The sequence below is a fragment of the Paenibacillus sp. J2R1T-4 genome, assembly GCF_059692235.1.
The window spans coordinates 52,759-68,628 of record NZ_JCAUBA010000003.1; the positions used below are offsets into that span (position 1 = coordinate 52,759).

Genomic DNA, 15,870 nt, shown 5'->3' on the forward strand with positions numbered 1-15,870 from the left:
ACTCCTATGCATTTTTACCAAATACCACTCCGCCATCGATGTATAAAGGTGACCCCATCATGAACTTGCTATCATCGGATGCGAGGAATAAAGCTGCCTGGGCTACATCCGCTGGACGTCCCAGCTCGCCGCTTAATTGACGCAACTTCAAGGCGGAAATAGCCGCTTCAGGATCATCGTAGGATTCGTTCAAGTAGTTCTCCACAAAAGGAGTCAGAATCGTACCCGGCAAGAGAGCATTCACACGAATGTTGTAGGGCGCATAGTCCACTTGCATCGACTTGGTGAGAGCAAGGACAGCTCCCTTGGTCGCTGCATAAGAAGCGCGTCTTGCCAGACCAATCTCGGCAACGCACGATGACATATTAATGACGGACCCCGAGCTTTGCTTCATCATGTGCGGGAGCACATACTTGCTAGGCAAATAGACTCCTTTTATATTGATTGACATTATACGATCCCACACGTCCGGCTCGAGCTCGTGCAGGGCACCAACTCCGCTGATTCCGGCATTATTGAATAGCACATCAATGCGGCCGTACTTGCCGATCACTTCCTGTACAAGCAGGGAGACTTCCTCCGGATTCGTAACATCTGCACGAATGAAGTCCGCCTGCCCTCCTGCCGTACGGATTCGCTCCACCGTCTCGGTGCCTTTGTCGTTATCGACGTCGTTTACAATAACCACTGCCCCTTCCTGCGCGAACAGGAGGGCAGAGCTTTGGCCGATTCCAGAGCCTGAGCCCGTGATGATACATATTTTGTTTGATAATCGCATGTTCATTACCTCGATTTACCAGTTTCATTATTAGTTGAAAGTATAATTTCCTTGCCTTCCGCCGCCGAGCGAACAATCGCTTCTGCGATTTCAATGCCGTGGATAGCATCGGTGAATGATGTATGAATAGGATCCGTACCTGTAGCGATACAACCGCAAATATATTGAAGCTGTTCACGGAGAGCCCCTTCCGCATACCCGCTCCTGACACGATGAATATAAAGATCAGGCGTGTGCCTACCCTCGGAATCCCACAGCTCAAGACCTGTTCCCCGATTGTCGAACTGGGCATTCCCTTTACTCCCGATCACCTCGATACCGTCATTCATGACGATACCCGCTTCATCCGGAGTCATCCAATTACTGTGCAGAAAGGCAATCGCCCCGTTATGAAATTCCAGACAGCCCCATAGAATATCAGGTGTATCCGCACCTGTAACCCATTTGCCGTAAGCCCTGACGCTTTTTACCCGACTCTCCGTATACCACAGTGCCAAATCAATATCATGCACGGCTGATAAATAAGCGGAATGTGTGCGGCTGTAAGTAGCAAACATGCCCTTCGTCCGTGCTCGCTTGAAATACATGCTCTGTGGGACACCCAAATCCCCTCTCTGAATGGCTGCTTGAATCTCAGCATAGCGGGGCTCAAAACGCAGAATGTGTCCCGGAATCACATGGCGGCCATTGCGTACAGCTGCTTCAAGCATCAACTTGGCTTCCTCGGACTGAATCGATACCGGCTTCTCTACAAGAATGTGCTTTCCTGCATTGAGCCCCTGCAAGACGATCTGCAAGCGGTTCTCCTCGGAGGTTACTACACTGACCAAGTCGACATCCTCCCGACCCAGAAGCTCCGAGCTGTCCGAATACCGATGATAAACCTGGAACCGATCGCCAACTTCTTGGAGGATATGTTCCCGCGTATCGCATATCGCTACGATTTGCACATTGGGGATCGAACGGTAGGCTTCCAAATGGCATTGACCCCATCCGCCTAATCCGATCACAGCTACTCTGATTGTGTCCATTCCTGCATGCACCCTTTCATACTTGAACGCTCTGCTTCAAAGCAGCCAACAATCGTTCGATGTCATCCGAATCGTTGAACAAATGCACAGAAGCGCGAATCCGCTTGTCGCCGCCCCACACATAGATCCCGGCTTCCTCCAAGCTTGATGCTACCTGATCTCCTTGCTCACACAGCCAACTGATGTTCCCGGCGCGATGCTCAGGCTCACGAGGTGTCATAACCTCATAGCCCGCTTGGGTCAACCTTTCTATTAAATATCCGCCAAGCTCGAGAATATGAGACTCGACTCGTTCAATTCCCGTTTCAAGCAGCAACCCAGTGGAGAAATTCATCGTATAAATAGCCGGGTAGTTCGGAAACCCTAGCTCGAACCTGCGCGCATCATCATAATATTGGAAGGAAGAGTATCTCTCGTCATGGAATAGTTCCTTCACACTGCGCCACCCTACTGAGACCGGCATGATTGGACCAATCCGGGAAGGGTTAACCGCCAGAATGCCTAGGCCGTGCACAGACATCAGCCATTTGTAGGAGCTGCACACGATCACATCAGCTGACTGCATATCGACGGGAACCGCACCAAGCGACTGTGTGACATCCAGCAACAATAGAGCATTGGTTCCTTGAAGCCGCTCATAGAGTAACCGATAGTCCAATCTTGCCCCGCTAACATAACTCACATGGCTGGACAGGACTAGTCTCGTATTGGCATCAACCTGGTCCATTACATCATCTACAGAAATTTGCCAATCGCGATGTTGGACAAGCCGCACCTCCACCCCCTGATCCTGCAACAGCAGAAACGGGAAAATACCCGACGGAAACTCCAAAGCATTTATGACCACATTGTCTCCCGCTTGGAGCCGCAGTGCCTGGACCATTATAGTTATCGCTTCTGAAGCATTGGAGACCAGGGCAATATCCTGAACGCGTCCATTCAACAGCCGTGCAAGGTTGCTTCGCAAAGATTGTTCGATTTCCGTGTTCTTTGCACGTCCGATCGGCCCTTCTTCGCGGTTGCGCATATAGGTTTCAAGCGCCTGTGCGCTGCCCTCAAGAGGAGGTGTCTCTGCACCGTTGTATAACCAAGTGCATTGCTCCAATCCTCGGAATGAAGCTTTTGGCAGTAATGATTGAATGTTCAATATTTAAACCTCCCTATTAGTTCCTTATCCTGCTTGATTCTTACAAATTAGGCGGCAAATCCAGACGCTCGAAGCATCGGTGCGCTTGGGTAATATGCTCCCCTGCTCGGTTCATCACAAACGCTCCATGTCCGGGATACAAGCGATCGACTTGAAGCTCGTGAAGCTTGGCGATGCTGCTCGCATAATCCTGAATGCTGCAATCCCAACAGTTCTGAACATAGATTCGTCCATTCGCAAAGATCGCATCTCCAGAAAATAGAGAGCGCGCTCCACCTTCCTCCATCACAAAACTGACGTGTCCACGTGCGTGTCCTGGTGTCTCCAGTACGTGCAGCTCCAAATCTCCAAGCGTAATCCGATCCCCGTCACGCATATGTCCTGCAACCGGGCAAGCCGGATATTGAAACTCGATGTCATAGACCCCGGCCCGCTTGGCTGCGTTCACGCTCGTTTTGTCCATATCTCCCTGCTCTAACCAAGCAGCGGCTTCCGAAGCTACATAAACTTTTAACCCGTATTCCTTGTGAAAATAATAAGCTCCAGCCGCGTGATCGCCATGAATATGGGTCAGCAGCAATCGGGTCACCTTTGCCATCGGGATTCCACACGCTTCCATTCGTGCAACGATTAGCTCAGGTGCTATCCCGCTGCCTGCATCAATCATCGCGTACTCCCCACCGCCGTCGATTACATACACATTGCAATCTCGGGAATGGCTGAGTTCGCAGCTATAAGCTCCACTGCCTACCAAATAAACACGATCCGCTATCTTCATGTAAGATTAACCTCCTTCCTCTGGCTGACCGAAGCACAAGGCCAACTCATAGTAGAATTGCGCTGCCTGCACCACTTCCTGCACGGATACCCATTCCTCCCTGGAGTGAGCTTGAGCAATAGACCCAGGTCCGAAGACAATCGTAGGAATACCAATTTTATACAGCTTGCTCGCATCACTGCTGTAGGACACGCCTACCGGCACCTGGGAGAGTCCTAACTTGCTAGCTGCGGTTTGGGCATATGGAACAATAAGTGCATCTGGCTGCGTATTAAGCGCTCCATCCAGCAGAAGCTCACGAATGGAATATTTAATAAATAATTGCTTCTCCTCAGAAAAGGCTCCTAGTCTACTTTCGAACTGTTCCAGCACCTGGCTCGGATCTTCCCCTGGGATAATACGACGGTCGATCTCGATTTCACAGCGCTCCGGAACAATATTGATCTGCGTCCCGCCTTGAATCGTACCGACCACAATTGTCGGCGAACCGCATAGCGGATGGCTGGCACGATCCAGTTCCGGCTCTAACTCCTCCTCAATAAATTGGATGACACGCATCATCTGTTTAATGGCACTGTTGCCTTCCTTAGGCATCGAGCTATGCGCCGCCTTGCCGTGTGTCGTTACCGCGAATCTAGCACAGCCTTTATGGGCAATCACGATCTCCAGATTAGTCGGTTCACCGACTACAGCTCCGGCAAACGGCATATTCAAGCCCATGAATGCTCTGAGACCACGGAATTCATATTCTTCGTCAACTGCTGCACAAAGTACGATATCTGCAGACAGCCGCTCTGGATGCTTGGCGCACTCTTTGATCATCCACAACATTCCGGCCAAGGACCCTTTCGCATCGCAGGCTCCTCTTGCATATAGACGACCCTCACGGTAGATGGGAGTTGTCGGATCGATCATGGAACCGAGGGACACGGTATCCATATGCGTCTCGAATAGCAGAGTGCAATCAGGATGGCCGGTTCGAAGTTCAATCAGCACATTATCGCGACCAGGCAAAACATTCTGGCGTGTAACCTTGACGTCCGTACCCTGAAAATAGCGCTCAATATATTCACTTACCCCATGCTCCCCGCATGCTTCCCCTCCGTAATGGGGATTCACACTTTGGATACGCACCAGATCGTCTAATATCCGGACGGACGGATGTTGATTTGGATCCTGTTGCTGCTCAAGATCGCTCATACCTGGTACCTTCATTGTTGTACCAACTCCTCATGATCATATGTAATTTATATAAATTATATATAATATTTTCGAAACCGTCAATTTAGATTTATTTATTTAGGAAGGATTTAAATAGAAAAAAGCTGCCCGATAGCAGATTATCTACTAAAGAGCAGCCTTTCTATGAAATGCCTGCAGACTGATAGAGTTAGAGCCACTCGTTCTTGGCCAACTCCGATTGGTCGAACTGTCCGATATGGACGAACTCGCGATAGGAACGGTGTATATGCTCCCTCATTACCGCTTCAGCCTGATCCGGATCTCCTTGCTTCAACGCCTCGATCAGTTCCCAGTGCTCTTCCACTTCCCTTTCTTTGGTGAAGGTTCGGCCGACAATTCGGTTGACCAATTGAATCCGAAACGAAATGTACTCGAACATGCCGAGCAGGACGGAATGTTTAGACAGCTTGAAAATGTAATGATGAATATACGCGGAATCTTGTGACAAGGAGCGGATAGACTCGTCTGCCAGCTTCTCCTTCATCTCACTGTAGAACTGCTCCAAATGCCGAATATCTGTATTAGAAGCGTTATGAACCGCTAATCGGATGGCCATCCCTTCGAGTACAGCCCTATAGGAGTATAATTCAAAAATATCTTTGGCACTGAACGTTCGCACTAACGGGCCTTTATTCGGGACGATCGTCACAACCCCTTCTCCCGCAAGTTGACGAATAGCTTCCCGAATCGGAGTTTGACTGATATCCAGTTCACGGGCCAATCTGGTCTCTACGATCCTGTCCCCAGGATTCAGTTCACCTGCAATGATTTTCTGCTTGATCAGTGACACAATATCGGAACTTAAGCTATTTTTGTCTATGGCATTCGATTGATCGGTAACTAGCATCATTATCCACCCTCGGCAAATTATATAATATTGTCAAATTATATATATTATTAGTGGTGGAAGTCAAATTTCTCTCTTATGCTAAAAGAAAAACCTGACCTGAAGTTCGATATGAATATCGAATATACCCGATCAAGCCATTGCTGTATCCGAGTGGCAAAAACGGATGTTTGGAAATATACCTTACACCTTTTTTCCAATCAAATGTTGGCGAATCCGTTCAATCGTCATCGCATATTCCTCGTTGGTCAGAAATTTCTCATTGCCCTCGCCCGCCGTCAGTTCGAACGACCAGCCCCAGTTTTTCGATCGATCTCGTTTGCATCGAGCGCCCGATCGAACAACTCGACCTCTCGTATGCGTCCGGAGTAATGGCATTGCGGCCCCTTCCCCAACACGAACGGGAATCCGCTCACCGATAACGCGGAAGCACGACCAGATTCGTCGTTCGCCTGTGGCGGAACCTCAACCGATGAAACAAGCGCCCCGTCGATATATAGGGAGAGCCGTTCCCGATCATAAATCGCGGTCGCACGGTGCCATCCGTTGGAAAGACTCTCATCGCTGGTCGCAAGCGGATCGTGCGTCAGGCTCCAGACTTTGCCGCCCGGCAGCGTCCCGGTAAATAGTTGACCATTGTAGACCGCCATCGTCCATATCCGACGGTACCGAATATGGGGATCCGGCTGCTCCAACACCCCGATCAGCTCCCATTGATGGTCATTCCCAGCATAACGATACACGTGTCCGCCAGGCAGCGTCCCACCGTAGAGCTTGCCGTTGAACACGGCGATCCCCATCACTTCTTTTTCCTTACCCATCAGACCGTAGTTGCTCCAGTCTTGTCCATGCTCATACTTGAGCATTCTCGCCTCCGGCCAGATGCCTGTCAAGAGTTCGTTGTGGAATACTGAGAAGCAATACACCTGATCGCAATTCGCCACAGCACCGCTGTCACTCCACGGATCGCTGAGCGTTCTCCTAGATACCCCTTGATGCTCATTACAGCCGACGAACAGTTGGCCCCGGAACGGCGACAGCGTCATCGTCCTCGTCTTGCCTTCCGGACCCGGCGCTCCAAGCGACTCACAGGAGCCGTTCTCACTGAACGCGAATATGCCATGCGGGTAGAACGACATGGCGATCAGCTTGCCGTCATAGACGGTAAGTGCGCCAACGCTGTCGTTGTTCTCGACCGGTAGCCGACCGAACAGCGTCCATTTCTTGCCGCCATCATATCGGTATATACTGCCGCCCAATTCCTGATTCGGCGATTCGGGCAATGCCGAGCCGGACGCTCGATACTTCATCGTCCCAACATACAGCTTGCCATTGTATTCTGCCATCGACCAGACAGAGTTGCTGTTATCGGGATTGCCGCAGTCTACCCAAACGCCGTCCTTGCCAAGCCGGTACACATGACCCCGATGATCCGATGCATCATCGAACGTCCCAACGTACAGACTGTCGTCATATACACACATCGAACAGATCAACCTGCCGTTACCCGGGCTCCCCCAGTCCTTCCATTGGATCGGCGATTTTCCGGTGCTCCAGCCGAACTGCACGTTACGCCAGTTCGGCTGGCTCGATGTCACCCCTGCTTGGCTCAGCACGGACAGGTGCCATCCTTCCATTGTCTCTTCCGAGTAACGGCTCGCAAGACCGCCGGGGAGATAGCCGCGCCCATCGTTCACTTCAAACTCGAGCGACAACGTGAACGGTCGACTGCCATCGGTTTCGGGAAAATCAGGCAGTTTCACCACCGATGAGACCCCGTCAAATATGGCGCCGTCCTCGAACTTCACGCTTTGTGCAGCTCCGTGCCGTCCAAATTCGCTATAATCGTCACTATTTACTCTAAGCGGCCAATATCCAATCCGTCCAGGACGCTTCTCCTGACTCATACCTTATCCCACCTCATGCTCCGAATGTATCGGGTACTGTCGAATCTTCATCCAGCCCCAACCCTCTCAAATCGCCAATCGTATACATCGACCACTTCTTGTATCCCACTTCAAAGGGCTATCCTTTCACGCTTCCAATCGTAACGCCTTGAATGAAATATTTTTGCGCTGCAATAAACACGATCAGAATCGGCAATGCAGCACTAACAGAACCGGCCATCACACCCGCATACTGGACAAAATATTTGTCCTCCGACATTACTTTCAGTGCCAGCGGCAGCGTGTATAGCTCAGGAGAACGCAAATAGATCAGCGGGCCTTCGTAGTTGTTCCAATACCCAATAAAGTTGAAAATAACCATGGTTGCAATGACGGGCTTAGCTAACGGCAGCATAATGTTGATGAATATCCGAAAGTGTCCCGCTCCATCTATCTCCGCTGCTTCATTTAATTCTATAGGAATTGCAGAGAAATATTGCTTAAACAGGAACGTCCCGAACGGAGAACCAAGACAGGCTCCCAGCCAGATTGCGGCATGTGTGTTTACCAAACCAAGTTCTTTATAAATCATAAAGTTGGGAAGCATGACGACCTGAGAAGGAATCATCATCGTCGCCAATAGCATTAGAAAAATAACATTTCGACCTGGGAAATTCATTCTTGCGTAAGCATATCCTGCGAACGAACATGTAATCAGCGCACCGAACATGGCGATAAACGTCACTTTGATACTGTTCCAGTAATATAACCACATGGAATACCCGAGCACCGGCTTAATCCACACCGATTTGTAACCATCCCAATTCACTGGGTCTGGAATCATTGCAAACGGGAAATCAAATATTTTTCGCTCCACAGTAAAGGAAGCCACCGCCATCCATATAAACGGATATACCATACCTAGACAAAATGTAAGCAAGAGCACCGTTCGAACAACTTTCCAGAATAGATTTCGTTTTGTCAAAGTTAACCACCTCCCCCGCCCGGCCTCAATAGTGGACCCATTTTTTCTGTAAACGCCATTGCAGCAAGGTGAACAGAAATACGACAACGAATAGTACCCAGGCCATCGCAGAAGCATAGCCCATCTGACCGAATTCGAATGCAGCTTTATAGATGTAGTATCCAATAACTGTGCTTGAGCTTCCCGGACCACCACCGGTCAAAATCTGTATGTGCGCCCAGGATTGAAACACGCTGATCATCGAGGTGATGACGATAAAGAAGGTTGTAGGTGATATAAGCGGAAATGTAATGTACCAAAACTTGCTGATCGGCTTGACGCCATCAATCTCCGCTGATTCATAAATTTCCTTGGAAATACCAACCAGTCCAGATAGAAACAGGATGACATTCAATCCAATCCCCGCCCAGGTATTCATCAAAATAATGGCTGGCTTCACCCATGCGCTGCTGCCAAGCCATCCTGGCGGATCCATAATCCCGATCAAACGAAGCACATTGTTTATAATACCGTCTCCTGGGTTTAGTAGCATTCCCCAAACAATCGCAATAATGACCGCATTGGTCACGTAAGGCAGGAACAACGCAGTACGAATGGTTTTACTAAAAAAAACGTTTTCGTTAATTACGACGGCAATCAACAGCGCAAGAAAAATTTGCAAGGGAACGAATGCTGCAAAATACAATATATTTAGCATGGAATCGATGAACCATGGATCATCTAACATCTTCACAAAATTTTTGATACCGTTAAATCTCATATTTCCAAGACCGGTTGTTATATCCCAGTCGGTAAAGCTGACGACCAGCGAAAAGCCTATCGAAAATAAAGTAAACACCAGGAATCCAACCAGATTGGGAAGAATAAACAAATACCCTTCAATAGCTCTTCTTACTTTTCTCTTAGTTCCGCCTCTCATTCCACCACCACCGATTATCGGGGACCGTCAATCCCATAAGGTAAGACGATATTGACGGCCCGATTATACTTGTTATTTCTTTTCTTGCTCGTAAATTTTGAAAGTAGCGACTTTGGCCTTCTCAATCGTTTCGTCCAGCTTTGCCTCTTTAGCGAACAACAGTGACAAATGTTTCTCCAGTTCAATTTCCATCTTTGCCGCGTACGTATATTTAACAGAATTTTTGAAGTAGATCGGCGTAATTTTCGGGTCCAGCATTCGGCTGTAGAGATCATTCCGCTCTTTACCAAGTGTCAGCTTGCCATCTTTATTGTTGAAATAACGCCAGTTTTCCAGCAGTGTGGACTTATTCAACAGTTTAGATGCCGGCACCCGGTGTGCGACCTTCGAGGCAATCTCGATCGATTTCGTTGCATGCCACTTGATGAAGGTAAAGGCCTCGTTCGGATTTTTCGTCAACTTGGAAATGGAGTCGCCGACAACCGTTTCGAAAGCGAGCTTTTTCGGCGAACTTGCATCCCATCTTGGCATCGGAGCCAACGTATGGTAACCAGCCGCATCTTCTTCAGGAGTCAATTGACCATATTCAACTGCAAGATCCTGGAATATGGCGCCATTACGACCGCCGATGCCCATTGAGTTGACACCTTTATAATAATCATTCTGCCAATGCAGTTTTTTCGCGATCAATTCTGCCGGACTTGCCATCGACCTATCCACATAAACTGCATCGTAGAGCAGTTTAACTGCTTTCTTGAAATTCGTCCAATCCGTGTTGAATGAGCCGTCTTCCTTCAGAATTTCCCAACCGCTGTACAAAGCGATCTGCAGGGCAGTAGCCGCTAAGCCATCCGTACCGAAGCCCCAATCCTGTACTCCGTAGCGAACAATTTCCCCTTTCTCGTCATACTTGGTCAGCTTTTTCGCGGTTCTGAAAAATTCCTCCCATGTCCAATCACCAGAAGACGGGTCGGGCAGCCCTGCTTCTTCAAAGTGCTTCTTGTTGTACCAAACGCCATTCGGTGCTACTGCACGCGGAATACCATACAGCTTGCCGCCGATTTTAAACTGACTCATGTAATCGCCATATTCGGCAGCCAAATCCCATCCGTCTTTTGCGACTAAATCGTCTAGCGGCAAGTATAAGCTATTCGGATTAACTCGCTCTAATTCGGTACTTCCAGTATAGACGATATCAATCTGTTCGCCGGCGATGGTTGCCATCTTGACGCTAGTATTGAACTCGCCGCCTGAAATCAATACCAGTTCCACTTCGATGTTCGGATACAGTTTCTGCCACTCAGGGTAAGCTGCTTTAAATTCGACTTGATCATAAGCGGAAGGCGTGTAATACCTCAGCTTGACCTTTTTGTTTGGATCAAGCTCTAATTTCCCGGGGCTTTCCGATTTTGCCGGTTTTTCTGGTGTTTTCGGTGTTTCCGTAGGCTTCGTTTCTACATTTCTGCTGCATCCGGCAACTATGAGCAGACAGACAAGAGAAAAGACGATCGCCAATTTGACCCTTTTCCATTTTTTCATACTCTTCAATACCTCCCCAATGTGACTCTGATTTTTGATACACCTTAATTATAGCGACAGCTTTGCGACACAAAAATGAGCGCCGTTTAATAAACGGTGGAGTATTTTAACCGTTTGCATGGGAACCGCTTTCATCCGCAGGAATCCTTACCATTACTGAAGTGCCTTCGTTAGCGACACTGCCAATTTCAAACCCGTATTGTTGACCGTATAACATCTTTATCCGCTGTTGAATATTTAACAGGCCATAACCCCCTCTACCATAGTCAGCCCCCGTCACGCCGAGTTTCGAGATGTGCTCTTGCAACCGCTCCATCCGTTCTTCATCCATTCCGACCCCATCGTCCCACACTGTAATCTGTAATTCTCCCCGCTCAACCACAGCTTTAATCCCGATTTTCCCTCTGCCGCTCTTCAGCTTGATCCCGTGATACAATGAATTCTCCACAATGGGTTGCAGCGTAATTTTAGGGACAATACATTTCAAAGCCGCATCGGAAGCCTCACAAATAAAATCGATTTTATCCTTATAACGGTGACTCATAATTTTTATATAACGATTCACATGCTCCAGTTCTTCTGCGAGTGTTATCGTTCTTCTTCCTTGACTCAGACTGAGGCGGAAGTATTCGGCCAATGTCGTCACCAAATCGGATACTTCATTATCGCCACCCATCTGGAATGCCGTTTTCCAGCGAATGACTTCCAATGTGTTGTAAAGAAAATGAGGATTAATTTGCGACTGCAGTGTGATCAATTCGGCTTCCTTCTGCTTCAATTCCGCTTCGTTCTTCTTGAGCTGTATTTCATAAACTTCCTTAATTAATGTGTTGATCTTTGAAATCATTAAATAAACATTACTTCGCAACTGCTCAATCTCATCTCCATCACTCATCGCCTGCTCATATTCATCGACATATTCGTATGCCAAACCGACTACTTGATTAGTTAATTGCTTCATAGGCCTGCTGATTTGTCCCGTATATCGGATGACAAAAATCCCTATGGACAACACGCTACCCAGCAATACAAACAAGCCGTAGAGTAGTATCCTCTCCATACTCTCATCAACGGACATCAATGATGCAATGTTGACAATTTTCCACCCTGTAGTTCCGATTTCAGCGTAGCTGACAACAATATTGCCCCGAATTCCTCTTACCACTTCCCCTTCACTTTCAGTATGATCGATATAGCTCGCTAGCTGCGGTTCAAGCTGAGAGCCAATCTTGTTCTTGTTGGCATGCGACATGATCCGATTATCGTGGTTAATAATGAACGAATTGTTCCAAGCCGTCTGTGCCCCGCTATAATTTTTTGCCAAATCCGTCTCTCTGAATGTTATAAAGATATAGCCTAGCATGCGATCGGTTTCTACATCACCGATCTTCCTTCCGAACGTGATTAGATCGTCCTTGTAATAATCCCGATACGTATCAAGCCACGCATGATTCTCAATCGATTCTGGTTTCGTTGCCGGATACATAAACCGGTCGCTTCTGTTTTCCGATGCATAGATTCTTTGCATGTCTGGACGATAAATATCGATGTACACAATATCTTTTTTTTGATTTAACACATTCTCAACTGTACTTTCCAGTGTACGATAGGGTTCTGATTGCGGCATGCTGATATAAGCTTGGTCGCTTCCTAACGATGAAATGAATGGGTCATGGTAATAAAAATAATAGACTGTTTTCTCCAGATTGGACGTATAGGATTTAACTCTTTTGATCGTTTGTTCTGCATTAATCGTACTCACTTCAATGACTTTCTGCTTGACAAGCGAATGTGTAAAGCTATAGGAAAGAACCATCAGGATGATTACGGGCATCACAATACAAGCGATCAAGACGACAGCCAGTTTAGTTTTAAATTGAAAACGCGCAAGAAACCCGGAACGGGGTGTATAGGGTGGTAATGCATTGATGGGAATGAATGCGGCTCGATTCATGGAATCGACGGTATCATTCAACGCATGCAACGGGGCAATTAACCGTTTGGCAGCAAATATGATCAAAGAGGTAAATACCAAGAGACATAGAATCGTTAATATTACCCATCCGGTCCCTTCCGTCAGTAATAGGACAAATATATCCTGATAGGACGTTGCAATGTACAGCTTCCATCCGGTATAACCGGATTCGACGGAGGATACAAGGAAGGATTCATTTTGCACAGATCTGATTTCATGAACACCCGCGGGCAGAGCAAGTTGTTCAGGGATCAGAGTACCTATCCGCGCAGCATCATTAGATGAAATAATGCGATTGTTCCGATCCACAATCATCATCGTCTTGGTTTTCGCATCCGGATAGAAATTTTCGAAGGTTCGCTCTTTCAGCAACACAAGCATAAAACCGTTATATGTACCGGCATCGTCATAGATCGTGCGACCGATACCGATCAATTTTCTACTAACGGCATCAATATCCATCACCGTGTATGTCCATACAAAACTGCCGTTGCCCTGTTCAAGCAACTTGCGAAACATCGCTTCATCCCATCGGGCACCCCCCCCTCCAAGTACGCTGGAGTATTGCTGACCTTGCTTCCCGACAATATATACTTGCTCTACATGGTCCATGACGTTAATGAAACGCTTAATTATTCGGGACATCTCAATCTTATTTCGCACAATCGTATCGATGTTAGTGGTTGGCTGTAGATATGGATTAAAATCGATTTCCTCGAATGCGTTTATCGTCTCGCGTTCAATTCCATGCAACACAAAATCAATGTTTTCTATTGTCTGCTCGGCGATACTCCCATTCGTTTCCACGATACTGTTATAGATCGTTGCCGAAGCAATCCTGTAAGAAACTAAACCGATAATAAGCCAGTTGATCAGCAGTACAACGACTGAATATACAATGATCTTGTTCTTGAGATTCAGCGAACGCATCCCCGACACCTCCTCATGTCTCCAATAAATCGTCCATGTAACCGAGCACTAGCTTGCGATACTCCTTTGGGGTTACTCCGACGGCCTGTTTGAACACCTTGCTAAAATACCTGGGATCGCTGTAACCAACCATATCGCTGACGGCATATATTTTCAAACTGTAGTCGCCAAGAAGCTCTTTCGCTTTCGTAACGCGAATCTCCGTCAAGTATTCGACAAAGTTTTTCCCTGTTTCCTTCTTAAACCATCTACTGACGTACACCGGGTGCATATACACACGCTCAGCCGCTGTCTCTAACGTAATCTCCTCGGCATAATGGTTTTCCAGGTATGTAATCAATTCATCCATCATCCGGTTTTGCGATTGCGCTCCATTCACACCCAACCGCCGAATGATCTCGGCATACATCTGAATGATCGAATCTTTGAGTTCATCCATCGTCTCCATATCACGTATATTGTAATAGTCCTGCTCTCTTACCATTTCCATATTCGATAGCAACGGTTGGTATTTCTCTTTCAGCTTGACCGCCACCTTCATAAACTGGGCATAGGTTTCAACCGCTGCTTCTTTCGTCCTGATTCCCGAGAAAGCAGTATCCACATATTCGCCTAGCTCCGAAAAATCCGATTCCTGCACCAACGCAATCAACCGTTCAATATGAAGAGGGACTAACGGAGTTTGTGAATCAGTTTGAAAGGAGAGGTACTCCTCCTCCGTAATCCGACGATTCTTTCCGAAATAAAATTTCAGTTCTGTCAGGTCTAATGCCCTTTCAAACGACTCATGAATAAGATAAGCGCTTTCAACAGTTGGGCCGATATAAACCGTTATCTTGAGTTTTAACAATTCCGTTGAAGTTGCAATAAGCTGATCCGTAATTTCATTAATAAGAGTTGTGCTGCTGGACCCATGTGCGTAAAGGAACCCACACGCCGGATGATCACAATCGAAGAACGACACCTCACCTGTGGATTGGAACAATTCCTCAGCGATATTTTTCAGCGCATACTGCAACAGCTCCATATCATCCTTGCTGTACCTTGCCCGGATGCGGTTCAATTCGTCAAATTCTATCAACAGCACCGTGAATAAATTATGCCTGAGATTAATACCAACTCCATTTGCCCGCTGGAATAATTGTTTCATGATTTCCGGTCTTCCTTGCACGAGCTCTGTAACAAATTCTTCTCGAAGCAGCTTGAAGGCCTGCTTCTTCTTCATATCCTCCGTAATCAGCAAATCCAATTCCTGCTTTAGCTTTCCGAATACTTCTTTCATTTTGTCGATATTGATCGGCTTTAACAAATAGCCAGAGGCGCCCGAATCAATTGCAGCATTCGCATATTCAAATTCATCGTAACCACTTAAAACAACAAATTTAACCGTCTTGTTATGCTGTCTTACTTTCTCCATAAATTCGATCCCAGTGCAGAATGGCATTCGAATATCTGTCAGCACGACATGTGGTTGCAACTGGTTCACTAGCTCCAAAGCCTGTTTTCCGTCCTCCGCCTCTCCCACAACTGTAAACCCCATCATTTTCCAATCAATGAACGTCTTTAAGCCGTCGCGGATCCATTCCTCGTCATCGGCTATAATTACTTTGTACATGTGACCACCCCTTGCGTTTTATGACTTGCTACGACAGGTTTCGTACGAGAGCAGCGCCCATTAAAGAAACAATAATATCCCGAACGAATGGCTCGAGCCATTCGTTCGGGATACACAATCTGGTTAGTTCGTTGAATATAAACTCATCACTCATTAAAGCAACGTAATTGCCTGACTCAGATGATACCTACTTTCTTA

General features: G+C 47.3%; 12 protein-coding genes. All 12 read right to left on the bottom strand.

What is annotated here, in order from left to right:
• Positions 1 to 4 precede the first annotated feature (4 nt).
• The 12 genes from AC58QD_RS07200 to AC58QD_RS07255 all read right to left on the bottom strand — a co-directional run bounded on the left by AC58QD_RS07200 (position 5) and on the right by AC58QD_RS07255 (position 15,672).
• Positions 5 to 778 (bottom strand): SDR family NAD(P)-dependent oxidoreductase, encoded by a 774-nt coding sequence (locus tag AC58QD_RS07200; protein WP_497331524.1) that lies wholly within the window; start codon positions 776 to 778, stop codon positions 5 to 7.
• A 5-nt stretch (positions 779 to 783) separates the two neighbouring features.
• A complete protein-coding gene (locus AC58QD_RS07205; protein ID WP_497331526.1) occupies positions 784 to 1,809 on the bottom strand; it encodes a Gfo/Idh/MocA family protein in 1,026 nt (341 codons plus the stop codon).
• Positions 1,810 to 1,825: 16 nt separating this feature from the next.
• Positions 1,826 to 2,956 carry an aminotransferase class V-fold PLP-dependent enzyme gene (locus AC58QD_RS07210; protein ID WP_497331528.1) on the bottom strand — a complete coding sequence of 377 codons (1,131 nt, stop codon included), beginning with the start codon at positions 2,954 to 2,956 and terminating at the stop codon, positions 1,826 to 1,828.
• A gap of 40 nt (positions 2,957 to 2,996) precedes the next feature.
• Entirely contained in the window at positions 2,997 to 3,734 is a 738-nt protein-coding gene (locus tag AC58QD_RS07215) for an MBL fold metallo-hydrolase (RefSeq protein WP_497331530.1), read from the bottom strand.
• Positions 3,735 to 3,740: 6 nt separating this feature from the next.
• Positions 3,741 to 4,949, bottom strand: coding sequence for a M20 family metallopeptidase (locus AC58QD_RS07220; protein WP_497331532.1), 1,209 nt, complete (start codon positions 4,947 to 4,949; stop codon positions 3,741 to 3,743).
• Positions 4,950 to 5,124: 175 nt separating this feature from the next.
• Complete coding sequence (locus tag AC58QD_RS07225) at positions 5,125 to 5,826, bottom strand: GntR family transcriptional regulator (protein WP_497331534.1); 702 nt, start codon at positions 5,824 to 5,826, stop codon at positions 5,125 to 5,127.
• Between the two features lie 275 nt (positions 5,827 to 6,101).
• Positions 6,102 to 7,730 (bottom strand): LamG-like jellyroll fold domain-containing protein, encoded by a 1,629-nt coding sequence (locus tag AC58QD_RS07230; protein WP_497331536.1) that lies wholly within the window; start codon positions 7,728 to 7,730, stop codon positions 6,102 to 6,104.
• A gap of 118 nt (positions 7,731 to 7,848) precedes the next feature.
• Positions 7,849 to 8,694 carry a carbohydrate ABC transporter permease gene (locus AC58QD_RS07235; protein WP_497331538.1) on the bottom strand — a complete coding sequence of 282 codons (846 nt, stop codon included), beginning with the start codon at positions 8,692 to 8,694 and terminating at the stop codon, positions 7,849 to 7,851.
• A 25-nt stretch (positions 8,695 to 8,719) separates the two neighbouring features.
• A complete protein-coding gene (locus AC58QD_RS07240) occupies positions 8,720 to 9,613 on the bottom strand; it encodes a carbohydrate ABC transporter permease (protein ID WP_497331540.1) in 894 nt (297 codons plus the stop codon).
• 72 nt (positions 9,614 to 9,685) lie between these two features.
• The gene (locus AC58QD_RS07245; RefSeq protein WP_497331542.1) at positions 9,686 to 11,152 is read right to left on the bottom strand and encodes an ABC transporter substrate-binding protein; all 1,467 of its coding nucleotides are present in this window, start codon (positions 11,150 to 11,152) and stop codon (positions 9,686 to 9,688) included.
• A 106-nt stretch (positions 11,153 to 11,258) separates the two neighbouring features.
• A complete protein-coding gene (locus AC58QD_RS07250; RefSeq protein ID WP_497331544.1) occupies positions 11,259 to 14,057 on the bottom strand; it encodes a cache domain-containing sensor histidine kinase in 2,799 nt (932 codons plus the stop codon).
• A gap of 13 nt (positions 14,058 to 14,070) precedes the next feature.
• The gene (locus tag AC58QD_RS07255) at positions 14,071 to 15,672 is read right to left on the bottom strand and encodes a response regulator (protein WP_497331546.1); all 1,602 of its coding nucleotides are present in this window, start codon (positions 15,670 to 15,672) and stop codon (positions 14,071 to 14,073) included.
• Between the last annotated feature and the right edge of the window lie 198 nt (positions 15,673 to 15,870).